Source organism: Pseudomonas sp. NPDC077186, assembly GCF_044543505.1.
In the GTDB taxonomy this organism is placed as follows: Bacteria; Pseudomonadota; Gammaproteobacteria; order Pseudomonadales; family Pseudomonadaceae; genus Aquipseudomonas.
In genome coordinates this window covers 280810-299340 of the sequence record NZ_JBITWE010000002.1, presented here as the reverse complement: position 1 = coordinate 299340, position 18531 = coordinate 280810, and the positions used below count along the sequence as shown (strand labels likewise).

Here is an 18531-nt window from a genome sequence, read left to right as displayed (position 1 = left end):
AAAAAGACGGTGCGAGTCCGATCGGGCGAGCGCGAGGCAGCTCATAGCACCAATCGACTCAGGAAGCGGCTCAGCAGGCCGAGGCCGACGACCACGCAGAGAATGATGGCCAGCAGGCGCCAGACCCGGAAGGGCTGGCGCTCGACCTGGTGTTGTGGCGCACTCAGATAGTGATCGACCTTCTGCTGGTCGTCGGGGCTCAGGCGGCTGGTCATCGGGAGGCCTCTGCTCGAATGCGGCTATTCTAGGCTTGCCCGCCGGGCTTGGCGAGCCTCGTTGTCCGGCGGGTCAAGCACCTGCACGCTATCGTCGAGGCGGATGATGCCGCCTTCCAGCACCCGCGCGGTAATGCCGCCGTGGCCGCGCATGGCCTGGAAGGCGCCGCGGCCGAGGCGCTCTTCCAGCCTGGCGCAGGGTTGGCACCAGCCGGTGGTTTCCAGCAGCGCCTGGCCGATGCGAAAGCGCCGGCCCTTGAGGCTGAACAGGTTGATGCCGGCGACGGCGATATTGCGCCGCAGCTCGTTGGGCGGCAGCGGCGCCTGGCGGCCGAGCAGGGCGGCGACCACCGCCAGGTGCTCCCACTGGATCAGCGTCACCTGGCGCGCGTTGCGCGGCCCCGGGCGGGCGTGGTCGCCGGTCAGCCCGGCTTCGCGGCGGGCCTGCACGGCCTCGACCTCGAGCATGGTGGCGCGGGCGGCCGGGCGCACGCCTAGCCAGCGCACCCGGCCGACCTGCGGCACCTCGGCGAGCAGCTCCTGCAGCGGGCTCACAGGCCGATCCCGATGTCGAACAGCAGGCTGCGGCCGAGGTTCTGGCGCAGGAAGTCCGGGGCGTCCGGGTGGGCGAACAGCACGCGGGCGAAGCGCGGGCCGACCAGCGACAGCGAGCGCCAGCCCTGGCGCAGGTATTCGGTGGGCGGCGGGAAGTGGCTGTTGCAGTCCAGCACGGCGCGCTTGAGGCTGACGAAGGCGATCAGATCCAGTTCGCCCAGGTCGATGCCGCGCTCGCGGTAGTTGTGCGCCTTCTTGCGCAGGGTGGGCGCCAGGCGCGCCTGCAGCTCGCTGGCGGGGATGCGCTTGGGGCGGGCTTCGCGGCGCACCAGTTGGCTGAGGGAGAAGGCGCTGCGGCGGCGTTCCAGCTCGGCGCGCCATTCGTCGTTGAGGCGGCGGCCCTCGTCGAGGACGAAGAACACCTCGAAGTTGGCGTCGCGAAACAGCACGTCCGGCGGCTCCTGCCCGCTGGGGCTGAAATCCTCGTTGCGCTGGGTGACGTTGAGCGCCTGCAGCAGGCGCTGGCAGACCCAGCGCTCGCGCTCCCACTTCTTGGCGTTGGAGAGAAAGGCGTTGGCTTGTTCGGCTTGGTGCGTGAGTAGACGCAGGTAATCGGAGTCGTCCATGAACCTAGCTTAGCCCCGCGCCGGGGCGCCTTGCCAGCGCGAGTCGTCCGCCGCCAGTGGCCGGTGTAGACTGCCCGGCAGCGAGCGGAGGATGGCATGCGCAGAGACGACGAAAGCGGGGCGGCGGCATGATCGCGGCGGAGTTGCTGGCGGGCACCACCCTGGCGGCCGGCTGGCTGATCTACCTGCCGGCGCTGCTCTGGGCCGTCTGGCGGGCGCCCTGGCTGGAGCTGTGCAGCGACCTGCGCCGCCAGCACCTGCTGTTCGGCACCATGCTCGGGCTGTTTTTGCTGTGGCTGGTGCGTCGCGACTTCGACTCGGGGCTGTCCTACCACTTCATCGGCATGACCGCGGTGACCCTGCTGCTGGACTGGCCGCTGGCCGTGCTGGCCGGCCTGGCGGCGCAGCTCGGCCTGCTCGCCATCGGCCGCCAGGACCTGGCCGCGCTCGGCGTCAACGGCGTGCTGCTGGTGCTGATCCCGGTGCTGGTCACCGAGCTGTGCGCGCTGCGCGTGGAGCGCGCGCAGCCGCGCAACCTGTTCGTCTACATCTTCTTCTGCGGTTTCTTCCCGGCGGCGCTGGCCACCCTGCTGACCCTGCTCGGCGGTCTCGGCCTGCTGTGGCTGGACGGCCTGTTCCCCATGCCGCCCTGGCTGGACGACTTCGCCGGCTACCTGTGGCTGGTGATGTTTCCCGAGGCCTTTATCAACGGCACCGTGGTCACCGCGTTGGTGGTGTTCTACCCGGACTGGCTGGAGACCTTCAATCGCAGTCGCTACCTGCAGGCGCCGTGGAAGGAGAACGAGCGCGACGAGTGACTCCGGTTGCCGCGCTTGATCCGGATCAATGCCGCGCCGTGGTTTCGCGCCATGCTGGGACAAACCGCCGCGGAGGCTTCGAGCATGAGCATTCACAGCTGGGCCAGGCTTGCCCTGGAGAGCGATCTGCAGGGCGCCGAGGCGCAGGGCTTCGACCGCCTGCTGGCGTTGCGTGCGCTGCTGGCCGAGGTCGTCGAGCAGAACAGGGGGCTGCGCGATGCGCAGGAGCTGGCGCACGAGCTGCAGTTTCTCGCCGACAACCTCGACGACGAGCGCGATTACGCCTTTATGCGGCCCTAGCCCGGATATGATCCGGGGTTGGCGCAATAGCGTCCCCGGATTGCATCCGGGCTACGGCCAGGGTTGGTCAGTGCGGGCGGGTCGGTAGTTCGCCGCTGAACAGCTCGTCTTCCAGGTGATCGCCGGGAATCGCGTGTTCCTCGGCGGCCCAGGCGCCGAGGTCGATCAGCTTGCAGCGTTCGCAGCAGAATGGGCGATAGGTATTGTCGGTTTTCCACTCGACGGGCGCGCCGCAGGTGGGGCATTGCACTGTAGTGGTCATGGCTGGCCTCCGCGCAGGGTCAGGTAGAAGGTGTGCAGGCGTTCGACCTCGGCATCCAGCCAGGCCAGGTCGCGGTCGTTGAGCAGTACGTCGTCAGCGTGGCGCAGGCGTTCCTCGCGGCTGGCCTGGGCCTGGAGAATGGCGCGCACCTGCTCCTCGCTGCTCTGGTCGCGGGCCATGGTGCGCTGTACCTGCAGCTCCACCGGGGTATCGACCACCAGCACGCGCTGGGTCAGGCGCTGCTGGCCGGATTCGACCAGCAGCGGCGAGACCAGGATGGCGTAGGGCGACTCGGCGCGCGCCAGCACCTGGACGATCTCCTGGCCGATCAGCGGGTGCAGCAGCGCTTCCAGCCAGCGGCGCTGCTCGGGGTCGGCGAATACCAGCCGGCGCAGGGCGGCGCGGTCCAGTTGGCCGTCGGCCTGCAGCACGCCGGCGCCGAAATGCTCGACTATCTTGGCCAGCGCCGGGCGACCGGGCTCGACCACCCAGCGCGCGGCGTGGTCGGCGTCCACCAGGTGCACGCCGCGCTCGATAAAGCCTTGCGCCACTGCGCTCTTGCCGCTGCCGATGCCGCCGGTCAGGCCGAGAATCCAGGGTTTCATAGCGAGGTTGCGGTCCCGTTGCTGCTCAAGGCCGCGATTGTAGGGTGGATTCGGCAACGAAGCGAACAATCCGCCGGTGCGCGGCCGCCAGGACGATCGAGTCGCCGTAGCCCGGATGCAATCCGGGGAGGCTGGCGGCCAAGCCCCGGGTTGCCGTCGAGGCTCAGCGATTGACCGGGGTCAGGCGCAGCAGGTGGATGCGCCGGCTGTCGGCGTTGAGCACGCGGAAGCGGAACTCGCCGATCTCGGTGACCTCGTTGCGCTTGGGCAGGTGGCCGAAGGCGTTCATCACCAGGCCGCCGACGGTGTCGTACTCGTCGTCGGAGAACTCGCTGTCGAAGGTCTCGTTGAAGCTGTCGATGGGGGTCAGCGCCTTGATCAGGAAGTCGCCGGACGGCAGCGGCTTGATGTAGCCGTCTTCCTCGACGTCGTGCTCGTCCTCGATGTCGCCGACTATCTGCTCGAGCACGTCCTCGATGGTCACCAGGCCGGCGACGCCGCCGTATTCGTCGATCACCACGGCCATGTGGTTGTGGTTGGCGCGGAACTCACGCAGTAGCACATTCAGGCGCTTGGACTCGGGCACGAAAGTGGCCGGGCGCAGCAGGTCCTTGATGTTGAAGCTGGGCTGCTCGCCCGAGAGGATCAGCGGCAGCAGGTCCTTGGCCAGGAGGATGCCGATGACGTCGTCGAGGCTCTCGCCGATCACCGGGTAGCGCGAGTGGGCGGCGTCGATGATGGCGGGGAGGAATTCGCGCGGGGTCTGGCTGGCTTTGATGCTGATCATCTGCGAGCGCGGCACCATGATGTCGCGCACCTGCAGGTCGGCGACCTGGATGGCGCCCTCGACTATGGCCAGTGCCTCGCTGTCGAGCAGCTTGTTCTGGTGGGCTTCGCGCAGGACTTCCAGCAGTTCCTGGCGGTTTTTCGGCTCATGAGCAAAAGCCTGGGTCAGTTTGTTCAACCAGGACTTCTGCTCGTTGCTCGATCGGTCTTCGCTCATGGCGTTTTACTCGGGGTCCTTATCAATAGGAGATTCGTCGTCCGCATAAGGGTCGGGATGACCCAGTTCGGCGAGCAATTGTCGTTCCAGTTGTTCCATTTCGAGGGCTTCGTCTTCCTCGATATGGTCGTAGCCGAGCAGGTGCAGGCAGCCGTGGATCACCAGGTGGGCCCAGTGCGCCTGCAGCGTCTTGCCTTGCTCGGCGGCCTCGCGCTCGAGCACCGGTACGCAGATCACCAGGTCGCCCAGCAGCGGGATATCGAGGATGCCGTCGGGAATCTCGGCGGGGAAGGACAGCACGTTGGTGGCGTAGTCCTTGTGCCTCCAGGTGCGGTTCAGCTCGCGGCCTTCGGCTTCGTCGACCAGGCGGATGGTCAGCTCGGAGTCGGCGCTGCGCTGGCGCAGGGCCAGTTCGCACCAGTGACGCAGCTGGGCTTCGTCGGGGTGCTGGCCGTCACTGGCCAGTTGCAGGTCCAGTTCAAGCATCGCCATCCTCGACCTTGCCGTGCAGGCGGTTGTCGTGGCGCTCGTAGGCCTCGACGATGCGCTGCACCAGGGGGTGGCGCACCACGTCCTTGGGCTTGAAGTGGGTGAAGCTGATGCCGGGCACGTCGCGCAGCACGTCGATCACGTGGGTCAGGCCGCTCTTGGTGCCGCGCGGCAGGTCGACCTGGGTGATATCGCCGGTGATCACCGCGGTGGAACCGAATCCGATGCGGGTGAGGAACATCTTCATCTGCTCGACCGTGGTGTTCTGGCTCTCGTCGAGGATGATGAAGCTGTTGTTCAGGGTGCGGCCGCGCATATAGGCCAGCGGCGCGACCTCGATCACCTGCTTCTCGATCAGCTTGGCCACGTGTTCGAAGCCGAGCATCTCGTATAGTGCGTCGTACAGCGGGCGCAGGTAGGGGTCGATCTTCTGCGCCAGGTCGCCGGGGAGGAAACCGAGCTTCTCGCCGGCCTCGACCGCCGGGCGCACCAGCAGGATGCGCCGCACCTGCTCGCGCTCCAGCGCGTCCACCGCGCAGGCCACGGCCAGGTAGGTCTTGCCGGTGCCGGCCGGGCCGATGCCGAAGTTGATGTCGTGGTCGAGGATGGCCTTGACGTAGCGCTGCTGGTTGGCGCCGCGCGGCTTGATCACCCCCTTGCGCGTGCGCAGGCTGACCTGCGGCGCGCTGCTGGGGTTGACCAGTTCCTCGACGCCGGATTCCTGCAGGTACAGGTGGACCAGGTCCGGCGACAATTCGGTGGCCTTGGTTTCGCGGTACAGCTTGCGCAGCAGCGACTCGGCGGCTACGGCCTTGTCGCTAGCGCCGACCAGCTCGAACTGGTTGCCGCGGTTGCGGATTTCCAGGCCGAGGCGTTCTTCGATCAGGCGCAGGTGTTCGTCGAACTGGCCGCAGAGGTTGGCGAAACGGCGTGCCTCGAAGGGTTCGAGGACGAAGCGATGGGGTTCTAGGGGAGCGTTCAAGGTCGTGTGATGGCCGCCAGTCGGCTGGGGTAGTGAATCGAAGCATAACGCCGGCCGCCCAAGACGCAAAGCGCGGGCGGCTACGGCTTTAGTGGAGGCCCTGTGCGTCGAGCAGGGTGCCGCGCAGGGAGTGGGGCAGGGCGTCGTCGATATGCACGTCGACGAACTGGCCGATCAGCCGCGGATTGTCGCAACGGAAGTTGACGATGCGGTTCTGCTCGGTGCGACCCTGGAGCATGCCCGGGTCCTTCTTCGAGTAGTCGCTGACCAGGATGCGCTGCACGCTGCCGACCATCCGTCGGCTGTTCTCGAAGCCGTACTGGTTGATGCGGTGCTGGAGGATGGCCAGGCGCTGCTTCTTCACCTCGTCCGCGGTGTCGTCGACCAGATCGGCGGCCGGGGTGCCGGGGCGCGCGCTGTAGATGAAGGAGAAGGAGAAGTCGAAGCCGACGTCGTCGATCAGCTTCATGGTCTGCTCGAAGTCCTTCTCGGTTTCCCCCGGGAAGCCGACGATAAAGTCCGAGCTGATCAGGATGTCCGGCACCGCCGCGCGCAGCTTGCGGATGCGCGACTTGTACTCCAGGGCGGTGTGGTTGCGCTTCATCGCCGCGAGGATGCGGTCGGAGCCGGACTGCACCGGCAGGTGCAGGTATTTGACCAGCTGCGGGATCTCGGCGTGGGCGGCGATGATGGCGTCGGAGAACTCCAGCGGGTGGCTGGTGGTGTAGCGGATGCGCTCGATGCCGTCGAGCGCCGCCACCGCGTGCAGCAGCTCGGCGAAGTCGACGATGCGCCCGTCCGGCGCCGCGCCGCGGTAGCCGTTGACGTTCTGCCCGAGCAGGGTGACTTCCTTGACGCCCTTGTCGGCGAGCTGGGTGATCTCCAGCAGCACGTCGGCCAGCGGCCGGCTGACTTCCTCGCCGCGGGTGTAGGGCACCACGCAGAAGGTGCAGTACTTGCTGCAGCCTTCCATCACCGAGACGAAGGCGCTGGGGCCGTCGACCCGCGGTTCGGGCAGGCGGTCGAACTTCTCGATCTCGGGGAAGCTGATGTCGACCTGGGCGGTCTTGGTCACGCGCGCGGCGTCGATCATCTCCGGCAGGCGGTGCAGGGTCTGCGGGCCGAACACCACGTCGACGTAGGGCGCGCGGTCGCGGATCGCCGCGCCTTCCTGGCTGGCCACGCAGCCGCCGACGCCGATTACCAGATCCGGGTTGGCCAGCTTCAGCTCGCGCCAGCGACCGAGTTGGGAGAACACCTTGTCCTGGGCTTTTTCGCGGATCGAGCAGGTATTGAGCAGGATGACGTCGGCTTCTTCGGGTTTTTCCGTGACCTCCAGGGCCTGATGCTCGCCCAACAGGTCGACCATGCGCGAGCTGTCGTACTCGTTCATCTGGCAACCGTGGGTTTCGATATAGAGCTTCTTGGTCATGGCACTGTCTGGGCTGGTTAAAAAATGACCGCGCATTATAGGGGAGCGGCGAGCATCAGGCTACACGCGACAAGCTGCAAGCAAGCGCGTAGCCCGGATGCAATCCGGGAACTCATGGGGCCGCTCCCGGATTTCATCCGGGCTACTGCTGTGCGCTGTGCTATTCTTCTTGCCCCCGTTTTTCCTGACTTCGAGTCTTCATGAGCAAGCGCGACCCCATCTACAAGGTGATCTTCCTCAACCAGGGCCAGGTGTACGAGATGTACGCCAAGCAGATCTTCCAGAGCGATCTGTGGGGCTTCCTGGAGGTGGAGGAGTTCGTCTTCGGCGAGCGTACCCAGGTGGTGGTCGACCCCAGCGAGGAGAAGCTCAAGGCCCAGTTCGACGGCGTGGTGCGCAGCTTCGTGCCGATGCACGCGATCATCCGCATCGACGAGGTGGAGCGCCTGGGTACGCCGAAGATCAGCGAAGCCAAGGGCGCCGGCAACGTCATGCCGTTTCCCATGCCGATGCCGGACAAGTAAGCGGCAGGCCACGAGCTGCAGCTAGGTAGGGTGGGCTTCAGCCCGCCTCCTGCAGAGGCCACTCGGTGGGCTGAAGCGGATCTACGGGGTCAGGGCAAGGGCGCGAAGGGCGAGCGGCCTTCGGCGGCCTGCAGCTCCAGCAGGTAGTTGCGGAAGATCTGCCCCAGCACCTGGCTGGCGATTTCCAGCTCGTCGCGGCGCATCTGCGCCGACACCAGGTCGGCGGTGTCCATGGCCTCGTCCGAACCGTTGACCGAGGCCATCTTCAGCACGATATAGGCTTGCACGTTGTTCGCCGGCACCCCTTCGCCGCGAAAGAACATGGTGCCGAGGCGCAGCTGCGCCTCGGCATGCCCCTGCAGCGAGGCGCGTTCGAACCAGGTCAGCGCCTGCTTGAGGTCGCGCGGGGCGCGTTTGCCGTCGTAGTGGTATTCGCCGAGCTCGAAGGCCGCCTGGACGTTGCCGCCGCGGGCCATTTCCTGGCAGCTGGCCAGCGCTTCGGGCAGGTCTTCGGGGGCGCCGTTGAGGGCGCAGCTGCCGGTTGCGGGGATCAACAGGGAGTTGCCGCCGGCGAGTGCGAACAGCGGGAGGAAAAGCAACAGGCAGCCCAGGGTCAGGGTGCGGCCGGTGCGGTTCATCTGGATAACGGGACCTCGGCGGTTCGGGGCGGGTGACATGCCCGGCCGGCGCAAAGCGTGCCGGCCGTCGCATTATGAAATAAACCGCGCGCTTCTTACAAAGCCTTTACCCAGCCGATTGGCGTGCGCTGCCCGGCAGGCTCAGCAGCAGCCAGGCTAGCAGCGGATAGGCCGGGGTGAGCAGGCCGTGGAACAGGTCGACGCGGCGCAGCGGGCCGATAAAACCCTCGGTGCCCACCGCCAGGCCGGCCAGCAGAAACAGCCCGACCACCGCCGCGGCGACTGCCGGCGGCGCGCACCGCGGCCACTGCAGGGCGCCGGCGTAGAGAATCAACGCCAGGGTGGCCAGGTTCAGCGCCAGGCGGTAGTCCTCCAGATAGCCCATCTGCCGAAACAGCTCGAAGAAGGCGCACAGCCCCAGCACGATGCGCCCCCAGTTCGGCCGGCTCCAGGCCCAGCCGCGGCCCAGCGCCAGGGCGGCGGCGCCGAGCAGGGGCAGGGCGAGAAAGCTGCTGGCCTGGGAGAGCCACAGGTGCGCGCCCTGCCAGCCGGGATCGAAACCGTAGCGCACCACGCCGACGGCGGCCGCCGCGGCCGGCAGCAGGAAACCCAGCAGGGCGCAGAACAGCGCCGGCTGATCGGCCTCGCCATAGTGCTTGCGGGCCTTGCCGATGACCAGCGCGCAAGCCAGGCAGGCCAGCGCGAGTACGCCATCGGAGAGCGCGGTGCTGTACTGCATCAGGCTTTTTTCAGTTCGGCGAAGGCGCGCTCGGCGGCGTCCAGGGTCAGTTGCAGTTCGGCTTCGCCGTGGGCGATGGAGGTGAAGCCGGCTTCATAGGCGCTGGGCGCCAGGTACACGCCGCCGTCCAGCATCAGGTGGAAGAAGCGCTTGAAGCGTTCGACGTCGCTGGCCATCACGTCGGCGAAGGTGAGGATATCGTCGGCGCCGCTGAAGTACAGGCCGAACATGGCGCCGGCCTGGGTGGTGACGAAGGGGATGCCGGCGGCATCGGCGCGCTGCTGCAGACCGTCGAGCATGCGCGTGGTGTAGTCGCTCAGCTCGGTATGGAAGCCCGGGCGGCTGATCAGCTTGAGGGTGGTCAGGCCGGCGGCCATGGCCAGCGGGTTGCCCGACAGGGTGCCGGCCTGGTAGACCGGGCCGAGCGGGGCGACGCACTCCATGATCGCGCGCTTGCCGCCGAAGCAGCCCACCGGCATGCCGCCGCCGATGATCTTGCCGAAGGTGGTCAGATCCGGGGTGACGCCGTAGTGCGCCTGGGCACCGCCTAAGGCGACGCGGAAACCGGTCATCACCTCGTCGAAGATCAGCACCACGCCGTGCTGGTCGCACAGCGAACGCAGGCCTTCGAGGAAGCCCGGTGCCGGTGGCACGCAGTTCATATTGCCCGCTACGGGTTCCACTATGATGCACGCGACTTCCTGGGCGACCTGCGCCAGGCACTCGGCCACCGCGTCGATATCGTTGAACGGCAGGGTCAGGGTGTGCTTGGCGAAGGCCGCCGGCACGCCGGCGGAGTTCGGCACGCCCTGGGTCAGGGCGCCGGAGCCGGCCTTGACCAGCAGGCTGTCGGAGTGGCCGTGGTAGCAGCCTTCGAACTTGATGATGCTGTCGCGGCCGGTGTAGCCGCGGGCCAGGCGGATGGCGCTCATGGTCGCCTCGGTGCCGGAGCTGACCATGCGCACCATCTCCATCGACGGCACCAGCGAGCAGACCAGCTCGGCCATCTCGGTTTCCAGCGCGGTCGGCGCGCCGTAGGACAGGCCGTGCTGCAGCTGGCGGCGCACCGAGTCGAGCACCTCGGGGTGGCTGTGGCCGAGGATCATCGGGCCCCAGGAGCCGACGTAGTCGACGTAGCGCTTGTCGTCTTCGTCCACCACATAGGCGCCTTCGGCGTGCTTGAAGAACAGCGGGGTGCCGCCGACGCTCTTGAAGGCGCGCACCGGCGAGTTGACGCCGCCGGGGATGTGTTTCTGCGCGTTGGTGAACAAAATCTCGGAACGGGACATGGCAGGTCTCTCTACAAACGAATCAGTCGAACAGCGCGGCGAAGGCGCGGGCGCGGTCTTCCACCTCAAGGGTGGAGTTCGCGGCGAACAGGGCGTGGATCACCGCGACCAGGCTGGCGCCGCGGGCGATCAGGCCGGGGGCGTTGCCTAAGGTCACGCCGCCGATGGCGACGATGGGCTGGGCAAAGCGTGCGCGCGCCTGATCCAGCAGCTCCACAGTGGCGGCCGGGGCACCGGGCTTGGTGTTGGAGTTGAAGAAGCGGCCGAAGGCGATATAGCTGGCGCCTTCGGCGACGGCGCGCTCGGCCAGCTCCAGCTGGGCATGGCAGGTGCCGCCGATCACGGCATCGGCGCCCAACTGCTGGCGCGCGGTAGCCAGCGAACCGTCGCTCTGGCCCAGGTGCAGGCCGACCTTCAGCCGTGCCGCCAACTCCAGGTCGTCGTTGACGATCAGCGTGGCGCCGTGGCGGGCGCAGAGTTCGGCCAGGGCCTGGGCTTCGTCGAAACGGCGCACGGCATCGGCGGACTTGTCGCGGTACTGCAGCAGACGCGCGCCGCCGCGCAGCGCGGCCTCGGCGTAGGGCAGCAGCTTGCCGCCGGCCAGCAGCGGGGTGTCGGTGATGGCGTAGAGGCCGCGCAGCGCCGCAGTCATTGGGCGAAGTCCAGCGGCAGGCGGCGCGGGATGTACTGACCGCGACCGGGCTGTTCGGCGTCGCGCAGGGTGCGCCAGGTGTAGTCGAGGGCGCTCTTCACCGCGCTGACCAGCTCCTCGCCCAGCGCCAGGCGGCCGGCCAGGGTGCTGGCCAGGGTGCAGCCGGAGCCGTGGTAGCTGCCGGGCAGGCGCGGGCAGGTGAAGTCGTGGCGGCTGCCGTCGCGGCAATACAGGCGGTTGTGCACCTCGCGCTCGTCGCCGTGGCCGCCGGTGATCAGCAGGTATTGGATATAGGGCAGCAGCTTCTCGGCGCATTCGTCGGCCGTGCCGTCCGGCAGTTCGGCGAGGATGCGTGCCTCCGGCAGGTTCGGCGTGGCGATGGTCGATACGGCGAACAGCCGCTCGCGCATGGCGTAGCCGACTTCGTCCTTGCCCAGGGCGCCGCCGCCGCCGGCGCGCAGCACCGGGTCGCAGACCAGCGGCACGCCGGGCAGCTGGCTCATCAGCTCGAGCACGGTGTCGACCATCTGCGTCGAGCCGAGCATGCCCAGCTTGACCGCGGCCACCGGCAGGTCGGCGATCACCGCGCGGGCCTGGGCCAGCACCCAGTCGCGGTCGAGCACGCGGAAGTCGGCGACGTCGACCGTGTCCTGCACGGTCAGCGCGGTTACCGTCGGCGCGGCGTGGCAGCCCTGGGCGAGCAGGGCTTCGATATCGGCTTGCAGGCCGGCACCACCACTGGGGTCGTGGCCGGACAGACAGAGCACTACGGGGCGGGAATGGGTCATGTTCATGGCCGCCGAGCTTACCACCAAATCGCTCGGCCGAGACCGCCCGGTCGCCTGCGCTGCGGCGCCGCGCGATGGAAAAACTGTCGGCTGGATCAGACTTGCTGTCATTTCGCCAGGCGATGCCTGTGCTAGAGTGCCGCGCTATCGACAACTCTGCCCAGGCGGCGTGCGAAGCGGTGAGCGGGCGGCTCCCGGTGCGCCGTAGCGGGTTCTGGCCGGGCCGCATGCGCTACCTTCTGTTCTGTCTCTTTATATGGATGCCTGGCCTGGCCAGCGCCCTGGTGTTCGACGAACACAGCCGCAGCCTGCCGCTGGGCCAGGCCATGCACGTGTTCGAGGACGTGCGCGGCGACGCCAGCATCGACGACATCGCCTCGCCGGCGCTGCAGGACAGCTTCCGCCGGCACGACAAGCCGGTGCTCAACGCCGGCTATTCGCGCTCGGTGTTCTGGCTGCGCCTGGACCTGGAATACCGCCCGCAGCAGGCGACCGGTGCGCGCAACTGGCTGCTGGAGCTGGCCTACCCGCCGCTGGATCACCTGGAACTCTACCTGCCCGACGCCGACGGCGGCTTCGTCCTGGCGCAGCGCACCGGCGACGCCTTGCCCTTCGTCAGCCGGCAGATCAAGCAGCACAACTACCTGTTCGAGCTCAACCTGGCACCGGGCCAGCCGCAGCGCCTCTACCTGCGGCTGGAGAGCCAGGGATCGATCCAGGCGCCGCTGGCCCTGTGGGCGCCCAACGCCTACCTGGAAGAGCAGCCCGGGCGCATCTACGTGCTCGGCATCATCTACGGCGTGCTGCTGGTGATGCTGGTGTACAACCTGTTCATCTTCCTCAGCGTGCGCGACACCAGCTACCTCTACTACATCCTCTATATCGCCTCGTTCGGCCTCTACCAGGTGTCGGTCAACGGCGCCGGCATCGAGTACTTCTGGCCCGACAACCCCTGGTGGGCCAACGCCGCCACGCCCTTTCTGATCGGCTCGGCGGCGCTGTTCGGTTGCCAGTTCGCCCGCAGCTTCCTGCACACCGGCGAACACAGCCCCTGGATCGACCGCCTGCTGCTGCTGTTGATGGCCTGCGGCGCCGCGGTGATGATCCTGGCGCTGAGCGTCAGCTACGCCACCGCGCTGCGCCTGGCCACCTACCTGGCGCTGCTGTTCACCGTGGCGATCTTCAGCGCCGGGGTGCTGGCCTGGCTGCGCGGCATGCGCGTGGCGCGCTACTTCATCATCGCCTGGAGCGCGTTCCTGATCGGTGGGGCGATCAACACCCTGATGGTGCTCGGCTACCTGCCTAACGTGTTTCTCACCATGTACGCCAGCCAGATCGGCTCGGCGCTGGAGGTGGGCCTGCTGTCGCTGGCGTTGGCCGACCGTATCAACGCGATGAAGGAAGAACGCACGCGCATCCTCCAGGAGGCCGGGCGCAAGCTGGAGGCGCTGAACCAGGAACTGGCCAACAGCAACCGCTTCAAGGACGAGTTCCTCGCCACCGTCACCCACGAGCTGCGTACGCCGATGAACGGAGTGATCGGCTCGCTGGAGCTGATGCAGACGGTCAGCCTGGACGTCGAACTGGCCCAGTACCAGCGCACCGCCGCCAGCTCGGCGCGCGACATGATGCGCATGGTCAACGACATCCTCGCCCTCACCGAACTGCAGGCCGGCAAGCTCTACCCGCGGCGCGAGCCGTTCAGCCTGCGCGGCCTGTTCGACGGCCTGCGCGCGCAGTATGCGCCGCGGGCGCAGGACAAGGGGCTGCGCTTCGACCTGGAACTGGACGACAGCCTGCCCGATATCCTCGAAGGCGATGCCGCCAAGCTGGCCCAGGCGCTCGGCTATCTGCTGGACAACGCCATCAAGTTCACCAGCCAGGGGCGCGTGACCCTGCAGGTCGGCCGCGCCGGCAATGGCGGCGACTGCCTGCCGCTGAGCGTGCTGGTGAGCGACACCGGCATCGGTTTCGAGCCCGACGAGGGCCAGCTCTACCGGCGCTTCCAGCAGCTCGACGGCTCGATGACCCGCAAATACGGCGGCCTCGGCATCGGCCTGGCGATCTGCCGGCAACTGGTCGACCTGCTCGGCGGCAGCCTCGGCCACGAGTCGCAGCCGGGGCAGGGCAGCCGTTTTCGCCTCGACGTGCCGCTGACCCTGCCGCTGCAGCCGCCGGTCGCGGCCGTGCGCCCCGCTCGTGCGCCGGGCGGTGCACTGCAGCGCCTGGCGCAGCAGTGCACGGTGCTGATCGTCGAGGACAACGCGATCAACCAGCTGGTCACCCGCGGCATGCTGCTCAAGCTCGGCTACCGCGTGCGCACCGCCGACAACGGCGCCGAGGCCCTGGAACTGCTGCGCAGCGAGACGGTGGACGCGGTACTGCTCGACTGCCAGATGCCGGTGATGGACGGCTTCGCCACCTGCCGTGCGCTGCGTGCCCTGCCGGGCTGCGCCGAGCTGCCGGTGCTGGCGATCACCGCGCACAGTCACAGCGGCGACCGCGAACGCTGCCTGGCCGCGGGGATGAGCGACTACCTGGCCAAACCGGTGAAGTTCGACGAGCTGCGCGTGCTGCTGCACGACTGGGTGCTGTGCCGCCCGGCGAGCCCTTCGCTGACCGCCAGCTCGTCCTGAACCGCCGTCGGTTATTCCGCGCATGCCGCGGTGCGCGCGGCGCAGCCTACAGAGTGATCCCGACGTGGCGCCCCTTCGTCGGTCAGGGGACGTCCGGCTAGGTTAGTAGCAATGCCTGTTCGGCGAGTCGGAGAAGCTCATCCCGCTAGCCTATCTAGCCTGTTTGGCATTTTCGAACAGGCCGGTTGCCCCTGCCCCGGCAGTGGCACTCTGGATTCCCGCAATAATCGATCAGCAATATCTGGGGCAGCAGGCGCCATGTTATGGCGAACTCTTCGTTCGTGACGGGGTCATCGGCTGGCGCCGGCACCCTTGCTGGAGCAGGTGCTGCACGAGTGCTGCGAGCCCGGTGTGTTCCCACTGCCGTGTGCGTTTGAGCATACGCAGGAAGCGCTTGGCGAGGGATTCGGCTAAATACCCCGCAGAAACAAAAACGGCCCGATCAACGGGCCGTTTCGCTAGTCAGTGATGCTCGCGGGTGGCGCGGAACTTGATCTCCGGCCAGCGCTCTTCCATCAGGCTGAGGTTGACCCGGGTCGGGGCCAGGTAGGTGAGGTGGCCGCCGCCGTCCACGGCGAGGTTCTCGAAGGCCTTGTCCTTGAACTCCTTGAGCTTCTTCTCGTCGCTGCATTCGATCCAGCGCGCCGACCAGACGTTGATCGCCTCGTAGGCGCACTCGACTTTGTATTCCTCCTTGAGGCGGCTGGCGACCACGTCGAACTGCAGTACACCGACCGCGCCGAGGACGATGTCGTTGTTGCGCTCGGGGAAGAACACCTGGGTCGCGCCTTCCTCGGCCAGCTCCTGCAGGCCCTGGCGCAGCTGCTTGGATTTCAGCGGATCTTTCAGGCGCACGCGGCGGAACAGTTCCGGGGCGAAGTGCGGGATGCCGGTGAAGCCCAGGTTCTCGCCTTCGGTAAAGGTGTCGCCGATCTGGATGGTGCCGTGGTTGTGCAGGCCGATGATGTCGCCGGCATAGGCTTCTTCCAGGTGCTCACGCTCGCTGGAGAAAAAGGTCAGGGCGTCGCCGACGCGCACGTCCTTGCCCAGGCGCGCGTGGCGCATCTTCATGCCCTGGGTGTACTTGCCCGAGCAGATGCGCATAAAGGCAATCCTGTCCCTATGCTTCGGGTCCATGTTCGCCTGGATCTTGAACACGAAGCCTGTGAACTTCTCCTCGGTTGGCTCCACAGTGCGCTCGTTGGCTGCGCGTGGCAGTGGGCGTGGCGCCCAGTCGACCACGGCGTCGAGCACATGGTCGACGCCGAAGTTGCCCAGTGCGGTGCCGAAGAATACCGGGGTCATCGTGCCCTTGAGGAAGGCGTCGGGTTCGAAGGCGTGGCAGGCGCCCTGCACCAGTTCCAGCTCCTCGACGAAGCGCTCGTACATGTCGCCGAGGTGGTTGCGGGCCTCGTCGGAGTCCAGCTTCTGGATGATCTTGGCTTCGGTGCGCTCGTGGCCGTGACCCGGGGTGTAGACGATGATGTAGTCGCCGGTCAGGTGGTAGACGCCCTTGAAATCCTTGTAGCAGCCGATCGGCCAGGTGATCGGCGCGGCCTTGATGTTGAGCACCGCCTCGATTTCGTCGAGCAGCTCGATGGGGTCGCGGATGTCGCGGTCGAGCTTGTTGATAAAGCTCACAATCGGAGTATCCCGCAGGCGGCACACGTCCATCAGGGCGATGGTGCGTGGCTCGACGCCCTTGCCGCCGTCGAGCACCATCAGCGCGCTGTCCACCGCGGTCAGGGTGCGGTAGGTGTCTTCGGAGAAGTCTTCGTGGCCGGGGGTGTCGAGCAGATTGATCATGTGCTCGCGGTAGGGGAACTGCATCACCGAGGTGGTGATGGAGATGCCGCGCTGCTTTTCCATCTCCATCCAGTCGCTGGTGGCGTGACGGTCGGATTTACGCGACTTCACCGTGCCGGCGACCTCGATGGCCTTGCCCATCAGCAGCAGCTTTTCGGTGATGGTGGTCTTACCGGCGTCCGGGTGGGAAATGATGGCGAAGGTGCGGCGCTTGGCGACTTCGGCGGCCTGGGTGGTCATGGGCTGAACCTGGATGAAGATGGGGCGAAAAATTGGTCGCGAAGTATACAGCAAGCGCCGTGCAGGTGCCTGCACCTCGGTAGCGAGCCGCCGGCAGCTGGTCGCGCCGCTGCAGAGTGTCGGATGGGGTTTTTGCGAAGCCAATCTCCGGCCTGGTCATGGCGCTGACTCGAGGCTGTTCTAGACTGCTTCGCAGCAGGGAGTTCGCCTGCCGGGCAAGCGGCTGCAGGCCGCGCCCGTTCAGCATTTCCGGGCATTTCGTGCGATATCCGGAACGTTCGAAAGCAGTGCTGAAAATCGCGGCAATTTCCGGTTGATCTGCGCGGCGCATGGTCTTAAAGTCCGCGCCCGAACGTCCATGCTGGAAACGATCCATCCGGCTCAAGTACTGACGACGAGAGATCGCTGGTGGCTCACCGCGATCAGCGATGCTCGGCGACATGCCTTGGGAAGTAGGCGAACCAAAGTGGGGAAACTGTCAGACGTTCAGGCCGGCGCATTGCGCGGCCAGCCCCGACACGTGGCGGAACCTGTAAGCGGTTCTGCTGCCCGAATCAATGTGTTCCCGGTTTTGCCATTGGAGTCACCAGCATGTCGATCAAGGTCGAAGACTATTACGCACCCGCCACTTTTTCCCGCATGAAGGCGTTCGCCGATCAGCACGAAACCCCCTTCGTGGTGATCGACCGGCAGATCATCGCCGATGCCTATGACCAACTGGGCAACTGCTTCCCGTTCGCCAAGATCTATTACGCGGTCAAGGCCAACCCGGCCACCGAGATCATCGAGCTGCTGCGCGACAAGGGCTCGAGCTTCGACATCGCCTCGATCTACGAGCTGGACAAGGTCATGGCCACCGGCGTTGGCCCCGAGCGCATCAGCTACGGCAACACCATCAAGAAGTCCCGCGATATCCGCTACTTCTTCGACAAGGGCGTGCGCCTGTTCGCCACCGACTCCGAAGCCGACCTGCGCAATATCGCCAAGGCCGCGCCGGGCTCGAAGATCTACGTGCGCATCCTCACCGAAGGCTCGACCAGCGCCGACTGGCCGCTGTCGCGCAAGTTCGGCTGCCAGCCGGACATGGCCCTGGACCTGCTGATCCTGGCCAAGCAGCTGGGCCTGGTGCCTTATGGCATCTCCTTCCACGTCGGTTCGCAGCAGCGCGACATCGACGTGTGGGACGCGGCCATCGCCAAGGTCAAGGTGATCTTCGAGCGTCTTAAAGAGGAAGACGGCATCACCCTGCAGATGATCAACATGGGCGGCGGCTTCCCGGCCAACTACATCCAGCGCACCAACGACCTGGAGACCTACGCCGAGGAAATCACCCGCTTCCTCAAGGAAGACTTCGGCGACGAGCTGCCGGAAATCATCCTCGAGCCGGGTCGTTCGCTGATCGCCAACGCCGGCGTGCTGGTCTCGGAAGTGGTGCTGGTGGCGCGCAAGTCGCGCACCGCGGTCGAGCGTTGGGTCTATGCCGACGTGGGCAAGTTCAGCGGCTTGATCGAAACCATGGACGAAGCCATCAAGTTCCCCATCTGGACCGAGAAGAAGGGCGAGATGGAAGAGGTGGTGATCGCCGGGCCGACCTGCGACAGCGCCGACATCATGTACGAGAACTACAAGTACGGCCTGCCGCTCAACCTGGCCAGCGGCGACCGCCTGTACTGGCTGTCCACCGGCGCCTACACCACCAGCTACAGCGCGGTGGAGTTCAACGGCTTCCCGCCGCTGAAGTCCTACTACCTGTAAGACAGCTGCAAGCCGCAGGCCACATAGCCTGGATGCAAACCGCCGCGTAGGGTGCGCCGTGCGCGCCGCCTGATAATGCTGGTGCGCGCGACGCACCCTACGGGTGATAGGCCGGCGATGCTGCGTGACGAACGCCCACCTCGTGTGGGCGTTGGCGTTTCTGGCGTCAGCTTTTTT

20 protein-coding genes are annotated in these 18531 nt (G+C 66.7%); 5 read left to right on the top strand and 15 right to left on the bottom strand.

Features of this window, described 5'->3' with window-relative positions; translation table 11 throughout:
• Positions 1–41 precede the first annotated feature (41 nt).
• From ACIGKL_RS10020 to ACIGKL_RS10010, 3 genes are read right to left on the bottom strand one after another with little or no spacing between them, the layout of a single operon-like run.
• Complete coding sequence (locus ACIGKL_RS10020) at positions 42–215, bottom strand: DUF3094 domain-containing protein (RefSeq protein WP_021445286.1); 174 nt, start codon at positions 213–215, stop codon at positions 42–44.
• 24 nt (positions 216–239) lie between these two features.
• A complete protein-coding gene (locus ACIGKL_RS10015) occupies positions 240–770 on the bottom strand; it encodes an MOSC domain-containing protein (RefSeq protein ID WP_397486508.1) in 531 nt (176 codons plus the stop codon).
• Positions 767–1396: a DUF1780 domain-containing protein gene (locus ACIGKL_RS10010; protein ID WP_397486507.1), complete on the bottom strand. Its 630-nt coding sequence runs from the start codon at positions 1394–1396 to the stop codon at positions 767–769. The genes ACIGKL_RS10015 and ACIGKL_RS10010 overlap by 4 nt, the downstream gene beginning before the upstream one ends.
• Positions 1397–1524: 128 nt before the next feature.
• Between ACIGKL_RS10010 and ACIGKL_RS10005 the strand changes: the two genes are divergently transcribed.
• A complete protein-coding gene (locus ACIGKL_RS10005) occupies positions 1525–2214 on the top strand; it encodes an energy-coupling factor ABC transporter permease (RefSeq protein ID WP_397486506.1) in 690 nt (229 codons plus the stop codon).
• A gap of 84 nt (positions 2215–2298) precedes the next feature.
• Positions 2299–2514 (top strand): hypothetical protein, encoded by a 216-nt coding sequence (locus ACIGKL_RS10000; RefSeq protein ID WP_397486505.1) that lies wholly within the window; start codon positions 2299–2301, stop codon positions 2512–2514.
• A gap of 67 nt (positions 2515–2581) precedes the next feature.
• On the opposite strand, the gene yacG is transcribed toward ACIGKL_RS10000, so the two are convergent.
• The 6 genes from yacG to miaB form a co-directional block, all read right to left on the bottom strand.
• A complete protein-coding gene (yacG, locus tag ACIGKL_RS09995; protein WP_397486504.1) occupies positions 2582–2776 on the bottom strand; it encodes a DNA gyrase inhibitor YacG in 195 nt (64 codons plus the stop codon).
• A complete protein-coding gene (coaE, locus tag ACIGKL_RS09990) occupies positions 2773–3381 on the bottom strand; it encodes a dephospho-CoA kinase (protein ID WP_397486503.1) in 609 nt (202 codons plus the stop codon). The genes yacG and coaE overlap by 4 nt, the downstream gene beginning before the upstream one ends.
• A gap of 163 nt (positions 3382–3544) precedes the next feature.
• Complete coding sequence (locus ACIGKL_RS09985) at positions 3545–4384, bottom strand: HlyC/CorC family transporter (RefSeq protein WP_021443096.1); 840 nt, start codon at positions 4382–4384, stop codon at positions 3545–3547.
• A gap of 6 nt (positions 4385–4390) precedes the next feature.
• A complete protein-coding gene (gene ybeY, locus ACIGKL_RS09980) occupies positions 4391–4870 on the bottom strand; it encodes an rRNA maturation RNase YbeY (protein WP_397486502.1) in 480 nt (159 codons plus the stop codon).
• Positions 4863–5855, bottom strand: coding sequence for a PhoH family protein (locus ACIGKL_RS09975; protein ID WP_397486501.1), 993 nt, complete (start codon positions 5853–5855; stop codon positions 4863–4865). The genes ybeY and ACIGKL_RS09975 overlap by 8 nt, the downstream gene beginning before the upstream one ends.
• An 88-nt stretch (positions 5856–5943) precedes the next feature.
• Positions 5944–7287, bottom strand: coding sequence for a tRNA (N6-isopentenyl adenosine(37)-C2)-methylthiotransferase MiaB (miaB, locus tag ACIGKL_RS09970; RefSeq protein ID WP_397486500.1), 1344 nt, complete (start codon positions 7285–7287; stop codon positions 5944–5946).
• A 200-nt stretch (positions 7288–7487) separates the two neighbouring features.
• Between miaB and ACIGKL_RS09965 the strand changes: the two genes are divergently transcribed.
• On the top strand, positions 7488–7811 hold the full coding sequence (locus ACIGKL_RS09965) for a DUF1820 family protein (RefSeq protein ID WP_397486499.1): 324 nt from the start codon (positions 7488–7490) through the stop codon (positions 7809–7811).
• Positions 7812–7900: 89 nt separating this feature from the next.
• Here ACIGKL_RS09965 and ACIGKL_RS09960 read toward each other — a convergent pair whose 3' ends face one another.
• The 5 genes from ACIGKL_RS09960 to ACIGKL_RS09940 all read right to left on the bottom strand — a co-directional run bounded on the left by ACIGKL_RS09960 (position 7901) and on the right by ACIGKL_RS09940 (position 11923).
• A complete protein-coding gene (locus ACIGKL_RS09960) occupies positions 7901–8449 on the bottom strand; it encodes a tetratricopeptide repeat protein (RefSeq protein ID WP_397486498.1) in 549 nt (182 codons plus the stop codon).
• Between the two features lie 106 nt (positions 8450–8555).
• On the bottom strand, positions 8556–9188 hold the full coding sequence (locus ACIGKL_RS09955) for a hypothetical protein (RefSeq protein WP_397486497.1): 633 nt from the start codon (positions 9186–9188) through the stop codon (positions 8556–8558).
• Positions 9188–10477 carry a glutamate-1-semialdehyde 2,1-aminomutase gene (gene hemL, locus ACIGKL_RS09950; protein WP_397486496.1) on the bottom strand — a complete coding sequence of 430 codons (1290 nt, stop codon included), beginning with the start codon at positions 10475–10477 and terminating at the stop codon, positions 9188–9190. Before hemL ends, ACIGKL_RS09955 begins: the two co-directional genes overlap by 1 nt.
• 22 nt (positions 10478–10499) lie before the next feature.
• Positions 10500–11129 (bottom strand): thiamine phosphate synthase, encoded by a 630-nt coding sequence (gene thiE, locus ACIGKL_RS09945; RefSeq protein ID WP_397486495.1) that lies wholly within the window; start codon positions 11127–11129, stop codon positions 10500–10502.
• Complete coding sequence (locus ACIGKL_RS09940; RefSeq protein ID WP_397486494.1) at positions 11126–11923, bottom strand: bifunctional hydroxymethylpyrimidine kinase/phosphomethylpyrimidine kinase; 798 nt, start codon at positions 11921–11923, stop codon at positions 11126–11128. Before ACIGKL_RS09940 ends, thiE begins: the two co-directional genes overlap by 4 nt.
• A 221-nt stretch (positions 11924–12144) precedes the next feature.
• Here ACIGKL_RS09940 and ACIGKL_RS09935 point away from each other — a divergent pair, with 221 nt between their 5' ends.
• Entirely contained in the window at positions 12145–14553 is a 2409-nt protein-coding gene (locus ACIGKL_RS09935) for a 7TM diverse intracellular signaling domain-containing protein (protein ID WP_397486493.1), read from the top strand.
• 462 nt (positions 14554–15015) lie between these two features.
• Here ACIGKL_RS09935 and ACIGKL_RS09930 read toward each other — a convergent pair whose 3' ends face one another.
• The gene (locus ACIGKL_RS09930) at positions 15016–16599 is read right to left on the bottom strand and encodes a peptide chain release factor 3 (RefSeq protein ID WP_397486492.1); all 1584 of its coding nucleotides are present in this window, start codon (positions 16597–16599) and stop codon (positions 15016–15018) included.
• A gap of 591 nt (positions 16600–17190) precedes the next feature.
• Between ACIGKL_RS09930 and ACIGKL_RS09925 the strand changes: the two genes are divergently transcribed.
• Complete coding sequence (locus tag ACIGKL_RS09925) at positions 17191–18354, top strand: type III PLP-dependent enzyme (protein WP_397486491.1); 1164 nt, start codon at positions 17191–17193, stop codon at positions 18352–18354.
• Positions 18355–18531: the final 177 nt, after the last annotated feature.

Excerpts from the sequence above, each read along its gene's own strand:
- ACIGKL_RS09955 (WP_397486497.1), bottom strand. The coding sequence starts at position 9,188 with ATGCAGTACAGCACCGCGCTCTCCGATGGCGTACTCGCGCTGGCCTGC.
- ACIGKL_RS10020 (WP_021445286.1), bottom strand. The coding sequence starts at position 215 with ATGACCAGCCGCCTGAGCCCCGACGACCAGCAGAAGGTCGATCACTAT.
- ACIGKL_RS09965 (WP_397486499.1), top strand. The coding sequence starts at position 7,488 with ATGAGCAAGCGCGACCCCATCTACAAGGTGATCTTCCTCAACCAGGGC.
- ACIGKL_RS09985 (WP_021443096.1), bottom strand. The coding sequence starts at position 4,384 with ATGAGCGAAGACCGATCGAGCAACGAGCAGAAGTCCTGGTTGAACAAA.
- thiE (WP_397486495.1), bottom strand. The coding sequence starts at position 11,129 with ATGACTGCGGCGCTGCGCGGCCTCTACGCCATCACCGACACCCCGCTG.
- miaB (WP_397486500.1), bottom strand. The coding sequence starts at position 7,287 with ATGACCAAGAAGCTCTATATCGAAACCCACGGTTGCCAGATGAACGAG.
- hemL (WP_397486496.1), bottom strand. The coding sequence starts at position 10,477 with ATGTCCCGTTCCGAGATTTTGTTCACCAACGCGCAGAAACACATCCCC.
- yacG (WP_397486504.1), bottom strand. The coding sequence starts at position 2,776 with ATGACCACTACAGTGCAATGCCCCACCTGCGGCGCGCCCGTCGAGTGG.
- ACIGKL_RS10005 (WP_397486506.1), top strand. The coding sequence starts at position 1,525 with ATGATCGCGGCGGAGTTGCTGGCGGGCACCACCCTGGCGGCCGGCTGG.
- ACIGKL_RS09930 (WP_397486492.1), bottom strand. The coding sequence starts at position 16,599 with ATGACCACCCAGGCCGCCGAAGTCGCCAAGCGCCGCACCTTCGCCATC.
- ACIGKL_RS10010 (WP_397486507.1), bottom strand. The coding sequence starts at position 1,396 with ATGGACGACTCCGATTACCTGCGTCTACTCACGCACCAAGCCGAACAA.
- ACIGKL_RS09935 (WP_397486493.1), top strand. The coding sequence starts at position 12,145 with ATGCGCTACCTTCTGTTCTGTCTCTTTATATGGATGCCTGGCCTGGCC.
- ACIGKL_RS09940 (WP_397486494.1), bottom strand. The coding sequence starts at position 11,923 with ATGAACATGACCCATTCCCGCCCCGTAGTGCTCTGTCTGTCCGGCCAC.
- ACIGKL_RS09925 (WP_397486491.1), top strand. The coding sequence starts at position 17,191 with ATGTCGATCAAGGTCGAAGACTATTACGCACCCGCCACTTTTTCCCGC.
- coaE (WP_397486503.1), bottom strand. The coding sequence starts at position 3,381 with ATGAAACCCTGGATTCTCGGCCTGACCGGCGGCATCGGCAGCGGCAAG.
- ybeY (WP_397486502.1), bottom strand. The coding sequence starts at position 4,870 with ATGCTTGAACTGGACCTGCAACTGGCCAGTGACGGCCAGCACCCCGAC.
- ACIGKL_RS10000 (WP_397486505.1), top strand. The coding sequence starts at position 2,299 with ATGAGCATTCACAGCTGGGCCAGGCTTGCCCTGGAGAGCGATCTGCAG.
- ACIGKL_RS09960 (WP_397486498.1), bottom strand. The coding sequence starts at position 8,449 with ATGAACCGCACCGGCCGCACCCTGACCCTGGGCTGCCTGTTGCTTTTC.